We start from the raw sequence: 20,762 nt of genomic DNA, 5'->3' as shown, positions 1-20,762 counted from the left end.
CTGACAGGAGTTACATCTGGAGTCAGTTGACTTCAAGCACCATTTTGAGCAGTTTTTTCTCACCTACAACGATAGGCTCGGCCTTCTTGACAACCAGTTGGTTATCACCTGTGACACCGAAGTTACCAACGATTTCGTTTACGCAAAGCTCAGTGGTGTCGAAGAAGCAAAGCGCCGTAAATTCGCCCTTGCCCTTTGTCGTTGCCAGGAAGTCATCTCTGAGGACTCCGCCACGAAACGCAGCGCCATAGACCGGCAAATCAGGCTGCAGATGCTTGGTTTCGAATACAGCGGGCCAGACGTCCCAGAAAGCACCAGCAATGACCTCGGCTTTTTCTTCCACAGCCACATTGGCCACGGCACTGGAATTGGAGCGCCATGGTGCACCAACCAGCTCTTTATAAGTCGCTGTGAAACCACCCAGAGGAAAAAATACACAGTACACCAGTGCAAGCCCCGGGATGAGCAGTGCGTACTTGTACCGACCCAGCATGAGTGTACGGGTGATGACAAAACCGAACACACTGGCGATGATGAGTTCGCTGGTCAGGAAATAACGTATGTTATGTAGGTTCATTTGAACCCATAGTGTGTTGGCCAACAGTACAACGATGGCCAACGCTACGCACAACACGCCGCTTAATTCAAGAAATTTTTTCTCTGCCGATATCTGATAACAAACGAATGTGATAGCGAGGAACAGCAGAAATGCGCCAAGTTTAAGATTCTGATAAATGACATGCAGGGCATCAATGACGGCCTGAAGCGATATCAAAAGACCTAGCTCAGTAGGTGCCACGCCATAGGTCTGGCTATGATAGCGCGCGATCAGAACCGCCAGGCAATTGATGACAAAAAAGGAAAGGTATCGTTTCCAGGAAGGCCACCTCAAGACGCCAAGCAGAAAGATCGCGGGGATCGCGTAGGTCAGTAACGCATAGTTAGTGGCGTAAGCGACACTGCACACAAACAATGCAATGGCAGCAATAACAGGCTTTGGTAGTTTTGAGTAGGTCAGTGCGTAAGCGAAGGCCAGCATGACCAGCGATGTACCGAACGTATTGTGCTGAACATAGAAATTGAAATGAGCGTATTGGCTCAGGCAAGCCAGCAATATGACGTTGGTAATTGCAATTGCGACCAGCAGAAACTTCGGGCTCCTGTTGAAGAAGATCAATATGCCCAACGGGGACAGATACGCGAACAGGCTGCGAAAGAAAACCTGCACCCTCAAATTGGTCTCCACATCTGTAAATGGCGAGGCCAGTGCGGGTATGAAATTCAGCAGGCGGTCCTGGCCCCAGAAATACCAGGTCAACTTCTGGGTCGACATCAGCGAGGTCAGGATCCCATCGCCATCCTGAAAGCCGGCTAACGCCTGGGTAAGCGGGAATACCGCACCCGCTATGACTCCAGACATTACTATAAGCAGGACACCCAGAAGCAGCTTGCGACGATCATCACTGGTAGAGGTACCTGTCATGCGCTTTTCGCACCATGCTGACGGTTACCGCAGCTCAGACAAACGTCGTCCTTGATATCTTTTGAGTTCGGCTGATCTACTTTGATCAGCGAGAATTCACATTGGCACTTCTCGCATTTCATTATCACGTTGTTCACAGCAGGAGAAATCTTGGTGAAATGACTGATTGCCGTCAGCCTGAGCAAATTAGCGATGCCGCGGAAGATTTCCAGTGGAGGAATCTTCGACACACCAGCATTGCGCTCATGGAAGTGGATCGGACGTTCAGATAGTTTCAGACCATGTCGATAAGCCTGAACAATCACCGCGAGGAAGAATGAGTAGCCACCCACGACCAGCGTGTCGAAGTCGATTGCATTCAACCGGCTGACGCGAAACGCGCGAAAAGAGGTAGTGAACTCGGTCAACTTGATGCCCAGCAATAGCCTGGCGGCTTTGTTTGCTGCCTGACTGACGCGCAGACGATAGCCTGTGTAATCACACTTTCCGCCTTCAGCGTAACGAGAGCCGATGACCAGATCAGTGGTCGCATCAAGAGCGCCAATCAGCTTCGGGATGTCAGCGGGGTCGTGGGAGTGGTCGCCATCCATGGTGACAAGAATGTCGTATGAATGAAAAATCGCATACTTCCACGCCAAAAGATGCGCAGTACCCAAACCAAGTTTTCCGGGACGTACGATCACTTTCAGGCTTGGCCTGGCCAAGGTGGCCAGAATATCAAGGGTGCCGTCCTTGCTGCTGTCATCGACCACAAGGATATCCGCATCGGGTGCGGCAGCGGTGATCCGCTCGATCATGGACGTTACGTTGCCTGCCTCATTGTAGGTGGCAAAAAAAATCAATTTTTTCATTATTTTTGCTTAATTCTGTTCAATTGGTTTGGGTTTTGGAGACAGCATTTTCCAAACGAAGTTATAGGACATGAAATAATTCCAGAGCGAACCCACCACGATGCCACACAGCGCGGAAATCATAGGCATCTGTATCCGGTCGTAAACCTCTCCAGAAATCAGCAAGCTCAAACCCAGCCCAAGAGAAGTGATCGTCAGATAGATCAAATACCCGGCAATGATTCGCTTGCCGGCCAGGCTTGTCTCACGGTAGGTCGACTTGTTGTTCATCAGATAGTTGAAGCTGGCAGCAACGATCATCGCTCCAGCGTTGGCGTACCGGAAGCTGTCCGTCGAGGTCAGCATGAGTGTTTTGAGAACACTCATGTGTACCAGAACACCAAGTGATCCAACGATCAGGAATGAGATGAGTGATAAGGGAAATATCCCTCGGGTAATTCTGTAAGCGAGGTTGGCGATTCTTCGTATTAAATTAGGTATCACGCTGTTCACTACCGTATGGAGGGTTTTGACGCTGACAAACGCTGATTAACGCGCAGAAATCGCCCAAAAAATAGGCCGGAATGATAGGGTTTTTAGGCCTATCTAGCAAGCAACACGACGTTACAACCAGACCAAACGACAACACACGCCACGTCGTACAAGGTCCAGATGAACGCCTACGAGCAAGCAAAACAACCTAAATCTCACACCATTTTCAGGCCACAGGACTACTCCTGCAGCACATGATCAGAACTTGAGCCAAGAATAGCGTTTCAAAAAGCGTACTTTTCTATCTCGCCAATGAGCTGCTGCGCGCTACCTTTCCAGGTAAGCCAAGGCATCTCGCCGGACTGTGGATGTTGCTTCTGCTCGAAAAGAATCAACCACTCAGTCAGGCTATCGGCGACGTCCTGTGCACTCGCGCCATTGAAATACCAAGCAAACTCACCCGCCACCTCGCGAAATACAGGCAAGTCTCTCGCGATGATCGGCAGCTTGTATTGCGCTGCTTCAATCAATGGCAGACCAAAGCCTTCACCATAGGAAGCTGCTATCAGGCAATCTGAATGGTTATAGAGATGCTCGAGGTACTCATCACTTACCCCGTCCAGCCACAGCAATTGCTTGCCCAGTTGCTCATGGCTCATCAGCCGCGCCGCCAGATCATCCACCAGCCAGCCATGCTTGCCAACGATGATCAGATTAGCCTTGACACCTGCCGCCCATAGCAGCTCAAACGCGTCCAGCGTCTGTGCGTGTCCCTTACGGGGCTCAAGTGTACCCACCATGAGAAAGTGCGGGAACGGCTCAAGCGACTCTATGCGAAGTGCGGGATTTTCCGGAAAGCCGGTCGACGGCATTGATTGGTCAATATCGGCGCCTAGATGGAAAGCGCCTATGCGGAAAGGGCGAGTACGCGCGGGAGCATTGTGCTCCAGCCACTCGCGCATTTCGTCTGCAACCGCATGAGATATACACATCGCGCCATCATACTGGGCAACTGCGTGAATCCACTTCACGTAATGCGCCTGCAGACTGTCAACAAAACAGTGCGGCAGTTGAAGAATCAGAAGATCGTAGACAACAAAGAAGATGTTGACCCCATGGGCCTGCATCGTATCCAGATAAGTCTGCTTATGTGGCAGAACATCCATCAACAGATCGAGGCAAAGGTAGGTATCACCCGCACGGTAGCTGATGACTTCGTCCTCTTCTGCTTCACTGGCCTCCTTACCCAGAAACAATGTCGTAAACTGCGCTGCATACCGGTAAAAAGGCTCACCTGCCTTCGTATAAACCGGCTTGATAACATAGCCCTCAGGAGCGTGGTTCAGCCATTCGGCCAGGATGCTGCGTACAACTCGCTGTATTCCGCTCTTGCCGTCATGTTTGCACAATTCCGAGATATCAACGAACAGCGTTGGTTTATCTGCGGGGCCCTGCAAAGAAAAATCAATGGCTTTGGCAAGGCGCGAGATATCCAGATCTCCAGAGCCCAAGTGCCCTGTCGCGGCCAAGGCGTCAACCAGAGCCAATGCACTATCTTTTTCCGGCGAAATTCTGTCCGCCGAACATCTGAAATTGGCCAGAGCCTGTTCGAATGCCTGGACCGAGGCAATGCCAGTACGGTCCCATGAGAACTTCTCGGCACGCTGCAGACCATGGCTGACAAGGGTATTTCGGAACGAGTCATCGGTGAGTACGGTACGGATTTTCTCGGCAATCGCCTTGACGTCGAACGGATCAAACGTCGCGTCATGCCAACCGATGACTTCTGGCACGCTAGAGGTATTGGCACCTATTACCGGCGCACCACACTTCATCGCCTCGAGCGGTGGCAAACCAAAACCTTCATGCCAAGACGGAAATACGTACACCTGACATGAGCTATATAACGCCACCAGCTCAGCGTCAGTGACATAGCCCGTTAGCACCACATCATTTGGGCTCAGGCCAAGTTCTTCGGCGAGTGCCAGATAAGTGTTTACATGGAAATCTGGCATTTTTCCTGCAAAGACTAACTGAATGTCGCTCTGCTCCGCCTTGATCATTGAAAACGCTCTGATCAGTTGTGGCAGGTTCTTGCGCTCGTCAGCTCCGCCGGAATAAAGCACGAACCTCTCTCGCAGGCCGAACTTTTTTTCAAGATCGGCGCGTTCATCAATACTCAAAGCAACCGGCTGAAAAACATCGTCTGCGGCTGTCGACACATTGACGACCCTGGAGTCATCAAGCGGTAGCAGAGACAGCGCCTCTTCCTTCGCAAACTCCGAAATAGAAAGCAGAAGACCGTAGTGTTTGAAGTCCTCAACCTTGTTCAGATAATGCTTTTTGTAGACGGGATTGTTGTCTAAGTACTTCTCCGGACTCACGAAGGGGATCAGATCATACAGTGTCGAGCTGACCAACGATGTCGTGTCCAGGAGAGGGCTGCCAATGACCGCATCGTCGCCATACCCTTCGACTGCGCTAGTGACATGCACTACATCCGGCTTCAAGTCGCTGATGCAGGCTTGCCGAATCCGCTGCGCCACATCCCTCCTGACACCATTGGCCGGATCTATGTCAGATACCGGCCCTTGGGCATACCATACACGTATATGACTCTGCGGCAGAAAGCCGACAAACGCTGCGCGGATGCTTTCAATACTTTCGCTAAGCATACCGTTGAGGACCAGGTAAACCTCGTGGTCACCACGATTGCGCACAATACCCATCGCCAGAGAAAGACTATAACGACCAATACCGCGGAACCGGCTTTCTGTTTGTGCGCCCTGCATGTCAATTACGATGCGCATTATTCTTGCCCTCTAATCATAGCTTCCCTGAGGGCATTCTCGATGGTGCGGCCTCGCTGGGTCAGTGGTGCGTGATCAATCACGCCGTGCGGTGGATCGCTGATAATGGTTTCAGGTGCCGGGTTCACAGTCGCTTGATGCATTCCACTCAGCTTGGCGTGAAGCCAAGGACTGGATTTCAAGACAGCGAGGACTGGACGTTCGATTGCTGGTCTACGTGCCAGCCACAGCCGCGCATGTGGAACGGTGCGACGCAGTGCCTGGCCGAGCGTAGGACGACTGCGGCGGAACGGCCAGTAAATGCAGCGCGCGATGAACCGCAGCGGTGCAGTAAGGCGCCAAGACGTGCTCCGGTGTACCGCATTCAACTGCTGCTCATAGGCTGTAGCGCGCAACCACCAGTGATGTGCATTGCCCAGCGACGCATTCAAACGTGCATTCAAATCGTCAAGTTGCGCTTGCGCCTGAGCCTGCTCTGCCTGCCCATCAGTTAAAGAATCCCGAGTCAGGAGTTCAATCCTGGTCTGGAGCTGCCCTATGGTGGCCAAGGCTTCATCAATACGATCCTCTGCCTGCTTTAAATGATGGAACGTATCTTCCTGCAACAACTGCACAGTGTGGTAGCGCGACTCCGCAAGATCAGCGCGCAAGCCAATCTCTCGTAACTGCGCGTTCATGTACGTACGATGTTCTTGAAGTTGGGTATCCATACGTTCGTGAAGCGCTTGCAGTTGAGCCTCCATTCGTGCGTAATTTATATCAGTACGCCCTCCAAGCTCATGAACGACGACTTCCAATTGCTCGCTGTGCTGCACGGCATGTTCGATGTCGTGCTTGGCTTGCTCGCTCTGAATCGTTAGCTGTTTTAAAAGAGCTTCCAGGTTCTGATTGCGCTGTTCAATCTCCTGCAGTCGACTCAAGGTCTGCTCATCATATCGCTTGGCAAGCGTATTGAGCGGAAGGCCATAGTCCGTCGAAAACGCATTATCAAAACGTTCGAGCTGTTCATCTGATGCCGTTTTTTGAGCGACAATCGCATAATCAGGGCTAGCCCCCCCCAACACGTCCATCAGATCAACGGGACCACCCTCTGCCAATGCCGTAGGTTCGTGAAGGCGCATCAGCTTAGAACGACTGAACCCAGAGAACTCGATCAGAAAATCCAGTAACAAGTGCGGAATCGGGCGTTCATGGGTCGGATCAAGATAGAAATGTTGCGTGCCCACTACCAGATTTTCTGCGTTGGGCGTCTCCAGAATCAATAGTCCTGCCGGCTTCAAAACTCGCAGTGCTTCTGCAACCAGGACTTTCAGATCCTTGAAGGGTATGTGCTCTGCAATATGAAAACCTGAAACAAGTGCCTGACTTTCGTCAGGCATCTTTTTTAGCGCACTCAGTGCATCATCCAGTTCAACGGGCAAACCGCGTTCGATGCAGGCGTCGAGCATGCCATTATCCATATCGATACCGAGCGGAGCGAAGCCTGTCTGAATCAAGATTTCGAGCCATTCTCCGCGACCACAGCCAAGATCCAGAGCCTTGGACGCTGGATACAGTCTTTCGAGAGGCTGAATGAACGGAAAGAATGCCTGTTGCCGCTCGCGAATCAACTCACGGGAACCACGATGGCGGTCTTCAAAGGCGCGATAGAAAGGAAGGGTCATCGATTGCACTCCACAACAGGCGGCAGCCAAGCCAGTCCTACAAACTCGCTTTGCGAAATATTGACTACGTTAAACACAAGCGTCAGGTCCACCCACTCATAGTTGCGTGATAAATGACTGTCTGTTGTATGGAGCGCTACCGCAATCGAGTAAGAGCCCGGACCGAGGTTGGCCGCAAAGCTGAACACGTAGTCCAGCGACTCGCCCGCCTGTAGATCAACAACCTTGCACCCCATGTGGTGAGTGTTGGTGCCATACACCGGCTGTCCAAGTCGGTCCTTGACCAGGTAACCCACCACCAACTCGGGGATAGCGCTATTCACTTGAGCGTTAATACGCAATGAAACCGGCTCACCAACAGACACATATTCAATGCGTTCGCCCGCAGCGTTATGCAAAGTCACGGGGCCTATTGTGGCCTCGCCGCTACCTGACCGCGTCTGCACAACACCCTCCTCCAGCTCTCGAGTCTGCACGGTGGCGTTTTCTTTTTCAGCGATCAAAGCATTGTAAAAGTCCATGACCTCTTCGGGCTTGCCATCCTTGATGACGGTGCCTTTTTCAAGAAGGATCGCTCGATTACACAATGCCTGAATGGACCCACGGTCGTGCGACACGATCAACAGGGTTGTGCCTTGCTTTTGAAACTCGCGTATGCGGTCAAAGCTTTTGTGCTGAAAATAACTGTCACCTACCGACAAGGCCTCGTCGACAATAAGGATCTCAGGCCTGATGGCAGTAGCGACGGCAAATGCCACACGCATCTGCATACCACTCGAATAGGTGCGCACCGGCTCATCGAAATAGCTTCCGATCTCCGCAAAGGCTTCAATCTCGCTGATAACGGTATCTATCTGGTCGGCATTGAAGCCCATGAGGCCTGCCGCATGATACACATTCTGACGGCCAGTCAGATCAGGGGTAAAACCCATTCCCAGCTCAAGAATCGCAGCGATGCGTCCATTGACCTGCACATTGCCTTCAGTCGGCTGCAGGGTGCCAGTTATCATTTTCAACAGTGTCGACTTGCCCGCGCCGTTCTGTCCGACAATGCCTATAGCCTCACCCGGGTGAATCGAAAAGCTTATATGTTTGAGAACCCAATGTTCCTCTTTGGGCTTGGTACTTAGCCCAAACCAGCGAGCGATACGCTGAAACTCGGAGGCATAGACGCGATAGGCCTTACCCAGATTATTGACACTTAGCAGGCTCATAGTACATCCACCATTTCCGGCGCCGCCCGGCGAAACATGAAGAGGCCCAACAGCATCAACCCAACAGCAACAGAGGCAGTGACGGCCATACTTTGCAGATCAGGCGCTCGCGCATAAACCAGAACATCGTGATAGGCGCTGACGATCGGAAACATGGGATTGATGCCCATGACACTCTTGAATTGCTCAGGGATGATGTTGAGCGGGTAGACAATCGGGGTAAACCAGAACCATACCTGCAGCAGAATGGGAATGACCTGACCGACGTCGCGTATGAATACGTTCAACACGCCGAGAATCAGCCCCAGACCTACAGCAAGCGCAGTGATCACGATGGTCAGCGGAATCAGCCACAACATTTGCCAGTGCGGCCATTGTCCCAACGCTGCGAAGACCAGCAAGATGGCGGCAAACAGCAGTACGTAGTTGAGCAGGCATGAACCCGCGACAATCACCGGCAATGTAATACGCGGAAAGCGCATCTTTTTCATCAGGTTGCCCTGATCGATGAACAGCGTCAGGCAACGACCGATGATTTCAGAAAAATAGCTCCAGGCCAGCATACCGGCCATCAGGTAGACCGCGTAGGCATACTTGTTGTCGATGCCAGGTAGTTTGGCAGCCAGAACGTTGGAGAGAACCAGCGCGTAGATCGCAACCTGTGCCAGCGGGTTGATAATCATCCACAGGCCACCCAGGCGGCTGCGGGAGAATCGTGCGGAAAACTCATTGCGTATAGATGAAAAGACGAATCCCCGGTAACCCCAAAGGCTTCTGAACAGCTCCAACATTGATGACTCCTGAAAAGGGTGAAGTCGTGCTTACCCTGAGTGTTTCCGTTTCGCGCAACGTTACTCAAGGCCTCAATCGAGGCTCGCCCTGTGAGAGGCTTAAGAAGCCGCGATACGTAAAAAGCAGAAAAGGTTTCTGGGGGCGCACTATATCGCCTTCGCTGGAATAGTCACCGTCTAGTCTACAAATCCCCGCTTTATAGTTGAATTGTTCATGAAGTCCAGCCGGGTCTGACGGTGGAAAGCATCGAAAAATCAGCTATTTTCGGGCAAGCCTGCGCCAGCTTGAAAATCACGGAGATTGAAGACTCCCAATGATGCCTCATGGCCATAGCGATTGCACCGCCAGACACTCGGGATCGCGGATCACTCACTCTTGAAAGCTAAGGATCTATGGGTGAAACAGTCGTATATAGGCTTTCTAACCTGTATCATTGCACACCAGACATACAGTACAAGCCTCGAGAATAACCCGGGGCCCCGTTCCTCGATGGAGTTAAAAGACATAGCATGAAAGCAATCATTACCGGCATTACTGGTCAAGACGGCGCTTACCTGGCTGAGCTGCTGCTCGAAAAAGGCTATACCGTTTACGGCACCTATCGCCGTACCAGCTCCGTCAATTTCTGGCGCATAGAAGAGCTCGGGATCCAGAACAACCCTAATCTGCATCTCGTCGAGTATGACCTGACTGACCTGTCTGCCAGCATTCGCTTGCTGCAAACCACGGGCGCCACCGAGGTCTACAACCTCGCGGCACAAAGCTTCGTGGGCGTGTCGTTCGAACAGCCGTTGACCACTGCCGAAATCACCGGCATCGGCGCAGTCAACCTGCTGGAAGCCATTCGCATCGTCAACACCAAGATCCGTTTCTACCAGGCATCGACTTCCGAGATGTTCGGCAAGGTCCAGGCCATCCCGCAAGTAGAAAGCACTCCGTTCTACCCGCGCAGCCCGTATGGCGTCGCCAAGCTCTACGCTCACTGGATGACCATCAACTACCGTGAGTCGTACGACATCTTCGCCACCAGCGGCATCCTGTTCAACCACGAGTCGCCGCTGCGTGGCCGTGAGTTCGTAACCCGCAAAATCACCGATTCGGTTGCCAAGATCAAACTGGGCCTGATCGAGTCGTTCGAACTGGGCAACATGGACGCCAAGCGCGACTGGGGTTTTGCCAAGGAATACGTCGAAGGCATGTGGCGCATGCTGCAGGCTGATGAGCCGGACACCTTTGTCCTGGCCACAAACCGCACTGAAACCGTACGCGACTTCGTGAGCATGGCATTCAAGGCCACTGGCGTGACCATCAAGTGGGAAGGCGAAGCCGAGTCGGAAAAAGGCATTTGCGCAGACACTGGCAAGGTACTGGTTTCGGTCAATCCGAAGTTCTATCGTCCGACCGAAGTCGAGCTGCTGATCGGTAACCCTGCAAAAGCCAAGGAAGTCCTGGGCTGGGAACCGAAGACCAATCTGGAAGAGCTGTGCCGCATGATGGTCGAAGCGGATCTGCGTCGTAATGAAAAAGGCTTTTCGTTCTGATGAGTATTGCCGGCAAGCGCGCACTGATCACCGGAATCAACGGCTTTACAGGCCGTTTCATGGCGAACGAGCTTGCCGCCCAGGGCTGTGAAGTCCTTGGCGTCGGCAGTCAGCCTTCGGACAGTCCAGGCTACTACCAGGTGGATCTGGCAGACGTGGCAGGTCTTCGCAAGCTGCTGGCAGACACTCAGCCGGATATCGTCGTGCACCTCGCAGCATTGGCGTTCGTCGGGCATGGGGCAGCGGATGCTTTCTATCAGGTCAACCTGATCGGCACCCGCAACCTGCTCGAAGCGATCGATGCCTGCGGCAAGGTGCCTGACTGTGTGTTGCTGGCGAGCAGCGCCAATGTCTACGGCAATGCTTCATCCGGCATGCTGGATGAAACGACTCCGCCCGCACCGGCCAATGACTATGCCGTGAGCAAACTGGCGATGGAATACATGGCGAGCCTCTGGCACGCCAGGTTGCCCATTGTCATCGCCAGGCCGTTCAACTACACCGGCGTCGGGCAGGCAGAGAACTTTCTGCTGCCCAAGATCGTTTCGCACTTCGCACGCAAGGCCAGCACCATCGAACTGGGCAACCTTGATGTGTGGCGTGATTTCAGTGATGTGCGCGCTGTTGTCAGCGCCTACCGTGGTCTGCTGGAAGCCTGCCCGGTCGGACAGACGATCAACGTCAGCTCCGGCGTGACGCACTCGCTGCGCGAAGTGATCGACATGTGCCGGGAAATCACTGGCCAGGATATCGACGTTCAGGTCAACCCTGCGTTTGTCCGGGCCAATGAGGTCAAGACCTTGTGCGGCAACAACGCTCGCCTGCGTGCGTTGGTCCACGACTGGGAGACCCCGCCGCTTCGGGAAACCCTGAGCTGGATGTTGCCCTCCGCTTGATTGGTGGGCAGTTACAAAATAAGGCCTGTCTACCTGGTAGACAGGCCTTTCCTTTTTAAACACCCTTAAAGCCCGTGGTGAACGACTCAGCACGCATGGCTGAATCAGGCAGACGATGATCAAGGTTCTTCACTTCTTCAAAACCTACTACCCGGACACCACCGGCGGGATAGAGCAGGTCATTTTCCAGCTCGCTCAGGGCTGCCGTGCGTTGGATGTAGAAAGCCAGGTGCTGACGCTGAGCCCCTCCCCCTCCCCCGCTCGCCTGCAGGTCGCAGACCACCAGGTCACGCGCGTGAAGGAAAACTTCAATCTGGCGTCCACGGGCTTTTCTGCAAGCGTCTTCAGTCAGTTCAGGGAAATGGCCGCGGAAGCCGATCTGGTCCATTTTCATTTCCCCTGGCCGCTGATGGATCTGGTGCATTTCGCCACCCGCCATGGCCGGCCAACGGTGCTCAGTTATCACTCGGACATCATCAAGCAGCGCACACTGCTGAAGCTGTACAGCCCGTTGATGAACCAGTTTCTCAAACGCATGGACCGCATTCTGGTGGCCTCGCCCAATTACCTGCAGACCAGCGAGACCCTGAAACCCTTCGCCGACAAGACCGTGGTCGTGCCGTACGGGCTGGATCAGTCGGCCTATCCGGTGGTCCCGGCGCAGAAACGTTCAGAATGGCAACAGCGCGTGCCGGGCAAGTTCTTTCTGTTCGTCGGCGTGCTGCGCTATTACAAGGGCCTACATACACTGCTCAGTGCCTTGGAGGGCGTTGATTACCCGGTGGTGATCCTCGGTGGCGGACCTCAGGAGGCCGAGCTCAAGGAACAGGCCGAGAAACTGCAACTGCGCAACGTGCTGTTTCTCGGTCGACTGGACGATGAAGACAAGGCGTGTCTGCTGCAGATGTGTTACGCCCTGGTCTTCCCTTCCCACCTACGCTCGGAAGCATTCGGCATCTCGCTGCTTGAAGCCTCGATGTACGGCAAGCCGATGATCTCCTGCGAGATCGGCACCGGCACGACCTACGTGAATATCGACGAAGAAACCGGCCTGGCAGTACCACCGGAAAATCCGCTGGCGTTGCGCGAAGCGATGCGCCGCTTGTGGGAAGACCCGCAGAAAGCGGCCCGCTTTGGCGAGAACGCGCTGGCACGCTTCCATGAGGTGTTCACCGCCGAAAGGATGTGCGCGTCGACTGTGCAGGTCTATCAAAGCCTGCTGAAATGAATGTCATCTCTCGATGAATAAAAAAGCCCCATCACTGGGGCTTTTTACTGACTATTTGGCGTATCACCCCAACCGAAACCGCGCCGTATTGTCATTCAGCGCCCGACTGCCCTGACTCAAGGTATCCGCCGCCTGATTGACTGCGCGGGCACCTTGCAGCAAACGCCCTGCGGCCTGATCGACCTGCTGGATGTTGCTGCTCACTTCATCAGCGGTCGACGCCTGTTCTTCCACGGCGGTCGATATCTGCGCCAGCGTATCGGTCACACCCTGCACTGCCGTGGCGATTTCGCCCAGGCGGACGCCCAGCCCGGTCACCGACTGCGCATCGTTGACGGCTTGCCCGCAGGCCGCTTCCATCAGGTTGACCGCCTGCGTCACGGTGGAGCGCAAGCTGTCGACCGTGCCGGCGATCTGGGCGGTCGAGGCCTGGGTACGCTGGGACAGGCTGCGCACTTCATCGGCAACCACCGCGAACCCGCGTCCTTGTTCACCGGCGCGTGCCGCCTCGATGGCTGCGTTGAGGGCCAGCAGGTTGGTTTGTTCGGCGATGCCGCGAATGGCATCCACCACCGATTGAATCTGCTGGCCCTGCTCGCTGACCCGACCCAGCGCGGCGGCAGTCTCGGTCAGACGCTGATTGAGCTGCTGGATACTGTCAGTGGTGCGCTGGCTGTCCTGACTGCTTTGCTGAGCAATCTGACGCGTCTGCCGAGCGCTTTCCGATGCCTGCTCACAGCTTCTGGCCACGCCCTGGGAGGTGGCGGCCAGCTCGGTGGCTGCTGCGGCGATCTGACTGATCTGTTGTTGCTGGTCTTCGACCTCGCTCAGCGTTCCGCTGGACTGGGCATTCAGCGTCAGCACCGCATCGCCGACGCGAACCGTTTCCTGATTGACGCCCAGCAGGCTGGTACGCAGTTGCACCACCGCGACGTTCAGCGCGCGACTGATGGCAGCAAGCTCGTCACGGCCCTGCACAGCCACTTCCACACACAGATTGCCGTCACGCAGGGACTCAGCCAGCGTGGTGATGCCTTTGGCGCTATTACGGATCGAGGATTGCAGACAGGCGAACAGATAGATTGCCATGATCACCAGGACACAGAAGATCACTGCCATCGGGATGAACTCGGTGTTGGAGCTCTCGTGGTAGTAATCGAGACGTCCATTGAGCGCGTCAAGCGATTGCCTGCGCAAATCTGCCGTGCTGCCGGTCAGGGTGTCGATGCTCTTTTCGAACTCTTCAGGCTTGAGCTTGATGCTGCCGCCGAAAACACCGTCATCAATGACCTTAAGCTGCGTCTCCAGCACTTGTATTACTGCAGCGTACTTGTCCGCCCAAGGCTGCAACTGCTCGGGAAGCTTGGACAGCAGCAGGCCGGCAGCCTTTTGCATCTGATCCTTGGAGTCATCGATGCGACCGCGCAGATCACGCATTTGCAGACGGCTTTGCAGACTGAACTGACCCGATGCCACCGACGTCTGCCCGACACTCGACAGACGGCCGATACGCTCGATCAGGTCCGGCACTTGCTGGGTGGAGAGCTGCATGAGCATGTAGGTTTCAAGCCAGGGGTCGAGAATCAAACCGCTGTCCATCGCGATCTGCTCGCGCAGCGCCTGGACCAGATTCAGCACCGTAGTGAATCGGTCATAGCCATCAGGCCACCAGCCCACTGTGCGCAATGATGCCGTGTCCAGACCGGTGACAGCGGCTTGAAGCGTCTTGAACCGGTTCATGGTATCGACAGGCGCCTTTTCCTCGACCAATGCGGCCTGAACGCCTTCCAGCGCCTTGGCAATGCGAGGGATCCCCGCATCGACGTTGGCCATCGCCGCCTTCGCTGCCGGGGTCGGCTCGCGCAGGATATCGGCGGCTTTCCAGCGTGCGGCATGATCGCGCTGAGCGGACAGCTCGATGTTCAGATCGTCGAGCGCCAGCAACTGACGCACGCCGGATTGCTCCCCGGAAATGACATCGAGCTTGTTGCTGTACTCCTTGGTGATGACCCACGCGCTGCCCGCCAGCGGCAACATGAACAGCAGGAACAAGACCTGAAACTTGCGAGCAAAACCAAAATGTCCCATCAGGCGCATGCCTGGTGACAAAAGACTGTTCATGTCCTGCGACTCCCCGTGAACACCTGCCAGATCTGCACAAACAGAGGCGATGCCTTTTGTTGGAAAAACACTAGCAGCAAAATGCCATGTTATTGTTTCAATGACGATACGCGTCGCCTCAGATTGATACGCAAAGTGTCGCCATTCGTTGTTTTTGGCGTCAAAAAGCTTCTCAAACGAGCTATCAGGCACAACCAAGCAAGAACCGGACCGCCCAGCCGACGGGAAAAGCGCTTTACGGCAGCCATTTTCTTATCCCGTAAAAGCTCGAAACCAGGTGCAAGCTTTTGCAGCAGTGGCTCGCGATTTCAGCAAGCCGCGAAAAGATGTGGATCGAAGAGTTGATTCCGATGCTCGGTAAGCAGGCCTAGCAGGCGCAAGGCTCACAGAAGCCAAAAAAAGCCGCAAGCTGGCCAGCGCGCTGCACCCGGACCGTGAACAGGATGCCGATGAGCGCGAACGGACAACGGCGCCAAGGCCTGGCTCAGGGAGCGAAGGGAGATGGCCGAGTGCTATTCGATGACCTGAAGATACTCGACACCCTGTTCCGGTAAGCGCCCGGAAAGACGTTCCGACAAGCGCTGCCACCTAACCGGTTGATCGCACGCAATTATTTTTCACAACAACGCTTGACACATATGCGTTCTCCGAGAATAATGCGCGCCACTTGGCTACATAGCTCAGTTGGTTAGAGCATAGCATTCATAATGCTGGGGTCCGGGGTTCAAGTCCCTGTGTAGCCACCAAGTACCGATTCACAGTTTTCTTCTGATCACTGTGAATCAACAAGAAGCCCGCCTCGTGCGGGCTTTCTTGTTTCTGGACTTCCCGTTTTGTCACACCTCTTATGCCTCCCAGCCCCCCCTGCGTGTGCTTAAAGCACGCCTCCGGGATTTCAGGACGTCGTCGGGAGACGGGTTTCCCTAGCGAGCGCCAACCAGGCCTCGGCCGCAGGTGACAAGTGCGCGTTCTTGCGCCATGCCAACACCATATGCCAATCCGTATCCGGCTCGTCCAGCGCAACCAATCGAATCCCGTCGTGATAGTGCTTTTGCGCCAGCATCCTCGGCAAAAATGCGACACCCAGTCCTGCCGAGACCAGATCCACAATAAAGTCGACCTGACCACTGCGTGCAGTCACTTTGGGCGTAACGCCCTTGCGGTCGCAGGTCAGTTTGATCATGGTGTTCAGTGCAAACCCCACCTCGAAGAGGATAAATGGCGTTTCGGCCAGGTCTTCAATGACGACTCGTTTGCGCTTGGCCAATGGATGGTTCTCTGCCATGACCACCACCACCGGCTCGATACGCACATCCTGGTAATCGAACTCTTCACTGAACGAGTTCATCTTCAGCAGTGCTGCCAGCTCGACTTCTCCCGACGCCAGGCACTCATGCAGTTTGCTCGCGCCGTGTTCGGTGAGCTGAATATCGATATCCGGATAGCGGGCGCGGTATTGAGTGAACATGGCGGCGAAAAGCGCACCACTGCCCACGGGTGGCAGACCGATGCGCAACACGCCGCCCTTCAAACCACGCAGGTCGTTGAGCTCGGTCAGCAGATCGTTGCGCTCGGCCAACAGGGTCAAGGCGCGGCGGTAGACGATTTCACCGGCGGCGGTCAGTTCGCTGCGGTGGCCAATGCGGCTCAACAGCGGCGTGCCCAATTCGTCTTCAAGGGTCTTGACGGCTTTGCTGACGGTGGACTGGGTAAGCGATACCACGTCAGCGGCCTGGGAGAAGCTACCCTGACGTACCACTTCGACAAAAGTGCGTAATGTTCGAAGGTTCACAAGTATTCGATTTCCGACTGAATTTAAGTTGTATTAGTTGTTTTGATCATAGTCGGTTTTTCCGTAATCTGAATCTGCCGCTCACCCCTGGCGGCCTTGGTTCGTAGATTTATTCGCTCAGGAAAACGTCATGATTATTTCTTCGGCATCCGATTACCGTGCAGCGGCCAAACGCAAACTCCCGCGTTTTCTGTTTGATTACATTGACGGCGGTGCGTATGCAGAGCACACGCTGCGTGCCAATGGTTCGGACCTGGCCGATATCAGCCTGCGCCAGCGGGTCCTGAAAAATGTCGATAACGTGAGTCTTGAAACCAGGCTGTTTGGCGAATCCCTGGCCATGCCGATTGTCCTCAGCCCCGTGGGTTTGAGCGGAATGTATGCGCGCCGCGGTGAAGTTCAGGCAGCCAAGGCCGCGGCGAACAAGCGGATTCCATTCTGCCTGTCGACGGTGTCGGTGTGTTCGATTGAAGAGGTAGCGTCGCAGAGCAAGCAGGCGATCTGGTTTCAGCTATACGTGCTCAAAGACCGTGGCTTCATGAAAAACGCTCTGGAGCGTGCCAGGGCAGCCGGCGTCACGACGCTGGTCTTTACCGTCGACATGCCAACGCCCGGCGCGCGTTATCGCGATGCGCACTCGGGCATGTCCGGGCCTTATGCCGCGCCTCGACGCATTCTGCAAGCCATGACCAAGCCGGACTGGGCGCTGAATGTCGGCCTGCTCGGTCGCCCTCATGATCTGGGCAATATCTCCAGATACCTGGGCAAGGCCACCACGCTGGAAGATTATGTGGGCTGGCTGGCGAACAACTTCGACCCGTCCATCAGCTGGAAGGATCTGGAGTGGATTCGTGAGTTCTGGGAAGGCCCGATGATCATCAAGGGTATTCTCGATCCGCAGGATGCCAGGGATGCGCTGAGTTTTGGCGCGGACGGCATTGTGGTATCCAACCACGGCGGACGTCAGCTGGATGGCGTGCTGTCCACCGCCAAGGCCTTGCCGCCTATTGTTCAGGCGGTCGGCAGTGACCTGACGGTGCTGGCCGACTCCGGCATTCGCTCGGGTCTTGATGTGGTGCGCATGCTCGCTCTTGGCGCCAAAGGCATGTTGCTCGGACGCTCGATGGCCTATGCGCTGGGCGCCGATGGGCAGCGTGGCGTCGAGAATATGCTGGATATTTTTGCCAGGGAAATGCATGTGGCGATGACGTTGACCGGGGTGACATCGATTGAGCAGATCGACGAAAGCATCCTTGTTAAAACAGTTGCTTGAAGGCCGGGACTGGATCGTTACTCGAGTCGGCCTTTCGACGAACTGCATTTTTCACTCTGAATGCCTGGTCTATGCTCGAAAATGATGGCTCAAGACGAGCCAGCATTTCTCATGAAGGAGCGAAGCATGCGTAAACTCGTACTCTCAATGACCGCCGCCCTCTTCCTGGCGGGTGCTGTAGCGCCCGTGGCCTTAGCAGAGAGTGAGCTCGAAAAGGGTGTCCGACACGATAACCGTGAGCTGGATAAAGGTGTCGATCATGACGCCAAGGAAGTGGACAAAGGTGTGAAGCACGACGCCGACGAGGTCGACAAAGGTGCAAGGCATGACGACAAAGAGCGTCACAAGGCTGACAAGCATATCGATAAAGAAGTTAAAAAAGATCTCTGACCAAAAAGCCTGCCATTGAGCAGGCTTTTTTATGGGCGGATGACGCTGTAACGTCCGGCGGGTTTGATAAAACACCTACGCACAGGTGCTTCTAGCCCTCACCCTTACAGACCGGGCCATCTACTCAGGGCAAGTGGCCCGGCCTCTGTCACTGGATATACGGTCAAATCTTGAAACTGTCGACCAGTTGTTTCAAACGTCCGGCCTGTTGCGAAAGCGCAGCACAATCCTTGAGCGTTTCATTAAGGTTGGCCACGCCTTGTTGATTGAGCGTGTTGATCTGATTGATATCGATATTGAGTGTTTCGACAACAGCGGTCTGCTCTTCTGTCGCCGCAGCGACGGATTGATTCATGCCGTCGATATCGCCAATGCGCCGCGTTACATCGCGTAGACGACTACCGGCCTGATTGGCAACTTCGACACTTTCCTGACTCGACGTCTGACTTTCATTCATGTTGAGTACGGCGTGCTGAGAGCCGGTCTGCAGGCCGCCAATCATCTTGTGGATCTCGTCGGCAGATGTCTGGGTGCGATGCGCAAGGTTGCGCACCTCGTCGGCCACTACCGCAAAACCGCGTCCGGCTTCACCCGCGCGGGCAGCTTCGATAGCGGCGTTGAGCGCCAGCAGGTTGGTCTGCTGCGAGATGCCTTTGATGACATCAAGAATGTGGCCGATGTTTTCGGTGCTGGCGTTGAGTTGCTCGATCTGCGTGCAGGAATCACTGATCTTGGCCGACAACGCGCTCATGGCGTGGATGGTCTTCTCGACCACTACCTGACCGTCTTCTGCCTGATTGCGGGCCTCACTGGCCTGGATCGAGGCGTCCGATGCGTTGCGGGCAATCTCCTGGGTTGCAGCCCCCAGCTCGTTGATCGCTGCAGCGACGCTGTTGGTCCGGGCGCTCTGCTCATCGAAACCGACGATGGACGAGTTGGAGGAGTTGACCACCCGCTGCGACAGGTCATGCACCTGAAGCGTTGCGGAGGAGACCTCAGCGATGGACGCATGCACGCGCTCCACGAACTGATTGAACGAACCACCCAGTGCGGCGAACTCGTCCTTGCCCTGAATACTCAGACGCCGGGTCAGGTCACCCTCGCCCTGGGCGATGTCCTGCATCGCACGGCCCATGTCGGTCAGCGGGCGCATCAGCGCGCGAATGAGCAGGCTCAACAGCAACGCAATCACGGCAACGGCAATCAGCACGGCAACCATCGCCGAGCTGCGAAACTGGCTCAAGGGCGCATAGGCCTTGTCCTTGTCGATCGACAGACCGATGTACCAGTCAGCCGAGGGCAGCCCGTTAATCGGGGTGAATGACAGCAGCCGTTGCTGACCATTGAGGGTCACCTCACGCAGGCGCGCGTCCAGGCTGATGGTCTGTCCGGGGTAGATGTCCTTGAGATTTTTCATCACCTGTTCCTTGTCCGGACTGACGATGATCTGCCCGTCGCCACTGACCAGAAAGGCGTAACCCAGCCCACCGAATTCGACCGAGTTGATGATCTTGACCAGCGTGTCGAGGCTCAGATCGCCACCGACGACACCGGTGATCTGACCTGCCGCCTTGACCGGGCTGGCGATCGTTACCACCAGGCCACCCACGGAAGCCTGATAAGGCGCACTGAGAATGGTTTTGCCCGCGTCGACAGTGGACTTGTACCAGGGCCGCTGACGAGGGTCGTAGCCCACAGGCATGTCCACGTTGGGCCGCTGAGTGAACGTGCCTTTGCTGTCACCGACATAGGTGAACTGGAAGGTCGATACCAGCGCAGACTGCGATACCAGCCCGCTGAGATCGGAATTGACCCCCTGAAAGGCTACGTTCTGGGTGAGATTTTCCAACACCAGAATGCGTCCGCTCAGCCAGTTCTGGACGCTGCTGGCAGTCAGCTGACCCGCTTGGCCCACGGAGGACTCAAGGTTCTGGTTGATCGTCTTACGTTGCAGGTAATCGTTGTAAAAGGTGAACAAGGCGAACGCCAGCACCACTACACCGGCCGCGGCCAACAGGATCTTATGACGAAACTTCAAATTCATGACAAGGCATCTCAAAAGGACTGCTAGAAGAAGGCTCAGATGCCAGAGCAACTTGCGACACAAAAAATGTCATGCCCTGCACACACAATGAACCTACAACGAATAGGGTTTTAATCGCGTAAACACAGCCAATAGCGTGCCTTTCCCGTGAAATGCTGCGCTGTACTCCAATGACGTTGGCAGTGCTTTATA

General features: G+C 55.0%; 15 protein-coding genes, 1 tRNA gene and 1 pseudogene. 6 read left to right on the top strand and 11 right to left on the bottom strand.

All coding sequences use genetic code 11. The features are described 5' to 3' along the window. Positions 1-22: 22 nt before the first annotated feature. The 7 genes from BT119_RS09085 to BT119_RS09055 form a co-directional block, all read right to left on the bottom strand. Positions 23-1,483 carry a hypothetical protein gene (locus tag BT119_RS09085; RefSeq protein ID WP_072365459.1) on the bottom strand — a complete coding sequence of 487 codons (1,461 nt, stop codon included), beginning with the start codon at positions 1,481-1,483 and terminating at the stop codon, positions 23-25. After that, positions 1,480-2,334 (bottom strand): polyprenol monophosphomannose synthase, encoded by an 855-nt coding sequence (locus BT119_RS09080; protein ID WP_072365457.1) that lies wholly within the window; start codon positions 2,332-2,334, stop codon positions 1,480-1,482. Before BT119_RS09080 ends, BT119_RS09085 begins: the two co-directional genes overlap by 4 nt. Positions 2,335-2,343: 9 nt before the next feature. Further along, a complete protein-coding gene (locus BT119_RS09075; protein WP_226439268.1) occupies positions 2,344-2,817 on the bottom strand; it encodes a GtrA family protein in 474 nt (157 codons plus the stop codon). 272 nt (positions 2,818-3,089) lie between these two features. Then, the gene (locus tag BT119_RS09070; protein ID WP_072365452.1) at positions 3,090-5,615 is read right to left on the bottom strand and encodes a glycosyltransferase family 4 protein; all 2,526 of its coding nucleotides are present in this window, start codon (positions 5,613-5,615) and stop codon (positions 3,090-3,092) included. Continuing rightward, the gene (locus BT119_RS09065; protein ID WP_072365450.1) at positions 5,615-7,279 is read right to left on the bottom strand and encodes a class I SAM-dependent methyltransferase; all 1,665 of its coding nucleotides are present in this window, start codon (positions 7,277-7,279) and stop codon (positions 5,615-5,617) included. Before BT119_RS09065 ends, BT119_RS09070 begins: the two co-directional genes overlap by 1 nt. Then, positions 7,276-8,493 carry an ABC transporter ATP-binding protein gene (locus tag BT119_RS09060; protein WP_058445634.1) on the bottom strand — a complete coding sequence of 406 codons (1,218 nt, stop codon included), beginning with the start codon at positions 8,491-8,493 and terminating at the stop codon, positions 7,276-7,278. The genes BT119_RS09065 and BT119_RS09060 overlap by 4 nt, the downstream gene beginning before the upstream one ends. Beyond that, on the bottom strand, positions 8,490-9,284 hold the full coding sequence (locus tag BT119_RS09055) for an ABC transporter permease (protein ID WP_046236391.1): 795 nt from the start codon (positions 9,282-9,284) through the stop codon (positions 8,490-8,492). Before BT119_RS09055 ends, BT119_RS09060 begins: the two co-directional genes overlap by 4 nt. A 510-nt stretch (positions 9,285-9,794) precedes the next feature. Between BT119_RS09055 and gmd the strand changes: the two genes are divergently transcribed. The 3 genes from gmd to BT119_RS09040 all read left to right on the top strand — a co-directional run bounded on the left by gmd (position 9,795) and on the right by BT119_RS09040 (position 12,950). Then, complete coding sequence (gene gmd, locus BT119_RS09050) at positions 9,795-10,826, top strand: GDP-mannose 4,6-dehydratase (protein ID WP_003414986.1); 1,032 nt, start codon at positions 9,795-9,797, stop codon at positions 10,824-10,826. Continuing rightward, complete coding sequence (locus BT119_RS09045) at positions 10,826-11,722, top strand: GDP-mannose 4,6-dehydratase (RefSeq protein ID WP_072365449.1); 897 nt, start codon at positions 10,826-10,828, stop codon at positions 11,720-11,722. Before gmd ends, BT119_RS09045 begins: the two co-directional genes overlap by 1 nt. A gap of 115 nt (positions 11,723-11,837) precedes the next feature. Next, complete coding sequence (locus tag BT119_RS09040; protein ID WP_072365447.1) at positions 11,838-12,950, top strand: glycosyltransferase family 4 protein; 1,113 nt, start codon at positions 11,838-11,840, stop codon at positions 12,948-12,950. A gap of 63 nt (positions 12,951-13,013) precedes the next feature. Here the strand turns inward: BT119_RS09040 and BT119_RS27805 are convergent, their stop codons facing one another. Next, positions 13,014-14,039 carry a methyl-accepting chemotaxis protein gene (locus BT119_RS27805; protein WP_371124107.1) on the bottom strand — a complete coding sequence of 342 codons (1,026 nt, stop codon included), beginning with the start codon at positions 14,037-14,039 and terminating at the stop codon, positions 13,014-13,016. Positions 14,040-15,740: 1,701 nt separating this feature from the next. Between BT119_RS27805 and BT119_RS09030 the strand changes: the two genes are divergently transcribed. Continuing rightward, positions 15,741-15,817, top strand: a tRNA-Met gene (locus BT119_RS09030). A 149-nt stretch (positions 15,818-15,966) separates the two neighbouring features. On the opposite strand, the gene BT119_RS09025 is transcribed toward BT119_RS09030, so the two are convergent. Continuing rightward, entirely contained in the window at positions 15,967-16,863 is an 897-nt protein-coding gene (locus BT119_RS09025; RefSeq protein ID WP_072365445.1) for a LysR family transcriptional regulator, read from the bottom strand. A 130-nt stretch (positions 16,864-16,993) separates the two neighbouring features. Here BT119_RS09025 and lldD point away from each other — a divergent pair, with 130 nt between their 5' ends. Next, positions 16,994-18,136: an FMN-dependent L-lactate dehydrogenase LldD gene (gene lldD, locus BT119_RS09020; protein WP_072365443.1), complete on the top strand. Its 1,143-nt coding sequence runs from the start codon at positions 16,994-16,996 to the stop codon at positions 18,134-18,136. Between the two features lie 126 nt (positions 18,137-18,262). Next, the gene (locus BT119_RS09015) at positions 18,263-18,526 is read left to right on the top strand and encodes a hypothetical protein (protein ID WP_003365686.1); all 264 of its coding nucleotides are present in this window, start codon (positions 18,263-18,265) and stop codon (positions 18,524-18,526) included. A 163-nt stretch (positions 18,527-18,689) separates the two neighbouring features. On the opposite strand, the gene BT119_RS27800 is transcribed toward BT119_RS09015, so the two are convergent. Beyond that, positions 18,690-19,478, bottom strand: a complete 789-nt coding sequence (locus BT119_RS27800; protein WP_371124105.1) for a methyl-accepting chemotaxis protein — start codon at positions 19,476-19,478, stop codon at positions 18,690-18,692. Positions 19,479-19,595: 117 nt separating this feature from the next. Beyond that, a pseudogene (locus BT119_RS27795) lies at positions 19,596-20,570 on the bottom strand (cache domain-containing protein); the annotation flags it as partial. Positions 20,571-20,762: the final 192 nt, after the last annotated feature.

The organism is Pseudomonas sp. NFACC10-1, assembly GCF_900119195.1.
GTDB classification, from domain to species: Bacteria; Pseudomonadota; Gammaproteobacteria; order Pseudomonadales; family Pseudomonadaceae; genus Aquipseudomonas; species Aquipseudomonas cerasi.
This window is presented reverse-complemented; position numbering and strand designations above follow the sequence as displayed.

What these genes read in the sequence shown, in the direction of transcription:
- BT119_RS09045 (WP_072365449.1), top strand. Translation starts at nt 10,826, where the DNA reads ATGAGTATTGCCGGCAAGCGCGCACTGATCACCGGAATCAACGGCTTT.
- BT119_RS09055 (WP_046236391.1), bottom strand. Translation starts at nt 9,284, where the DNA reads ATGTTGGAGCTGTTCAGAAGCCTTTGGGGTTACCGGGGATTCGTCTTT.
- BT119_RS09040 (WP_072365447.1), top strand. Translation starts at nt 11,838, where the DNA reads ATGATCAAGGTTCTTCACTTCTTCAAAACCTACTACCCGGACACCACC.
- lldD (WP_072365443.1), top strand. Translation starts at nt 16,994, where the DNA reads ATGATTATTTCTTCGGCATCCGATTACCGTGCAGCGGCCAAACGCAAA.
- BT119_RS09070 (WP_072365452.1), bottom strand. Translation starts at nt 5,615, where the DNA reads ATGCGCATCGTAATTGACATGCAGGGCGCACAAACAGAAAGCCGGTTC.
- BT119_RS27805 (WP_371124107.1), bottom strand. Translation starts at nt 14,039, where the DNA reads ATGGCAATCTATCTGTTCGCCTGTCTGCAATCCTCGATCCGTAATAGC.
- BT119_RS09015 (WP_003365686.1), top strand. Translation starts at nt 18,263, where the DNA reads ATGCGTAAACTCGTACTCTCAATGACCGCCGCCCTCTTCCTGGCGGGT.
- BT119_RS09060 (WP_058445634.1), bottom strand. Translation starts at nt 8,493, where the DNA reads ATGAGCCTGCTAAGTGTCAATAATCTGGGTAAGGCCTATCGCGTCTAT.
- BT119_RS09080 (WP_072365457.1), bottom strand. Translation starts at nt 2,334, where the DNA reads ATGAAAAAATTGATTTTTTTTGCCACCTACAATGAGGCAGGCAACGTA.
- gmd (WP_003414986.1), top strand. Translation starts at nt 9,795, where the DNA reads ATGAAAGCAATCATTACCGGCATTACTGGTCAAGACGGCGCTTACCTG.
- BT119_RS09085 (WP_072365459.1), bottom strand. Translation starts at nt 1,483, where the DNA reads ATGACAGGTACCTCTACCAGTGATGATCGTCGCAAGCTGCTTCTGGGT.
- BT119_RS09065 (WP_072365450.1), bottom strand. Translation starts at nt 7,279, where the DNA reads ATGACCCTTCCTTTCTATCGCGCCTTTGAAGACCGCCATCGTGGTTCC.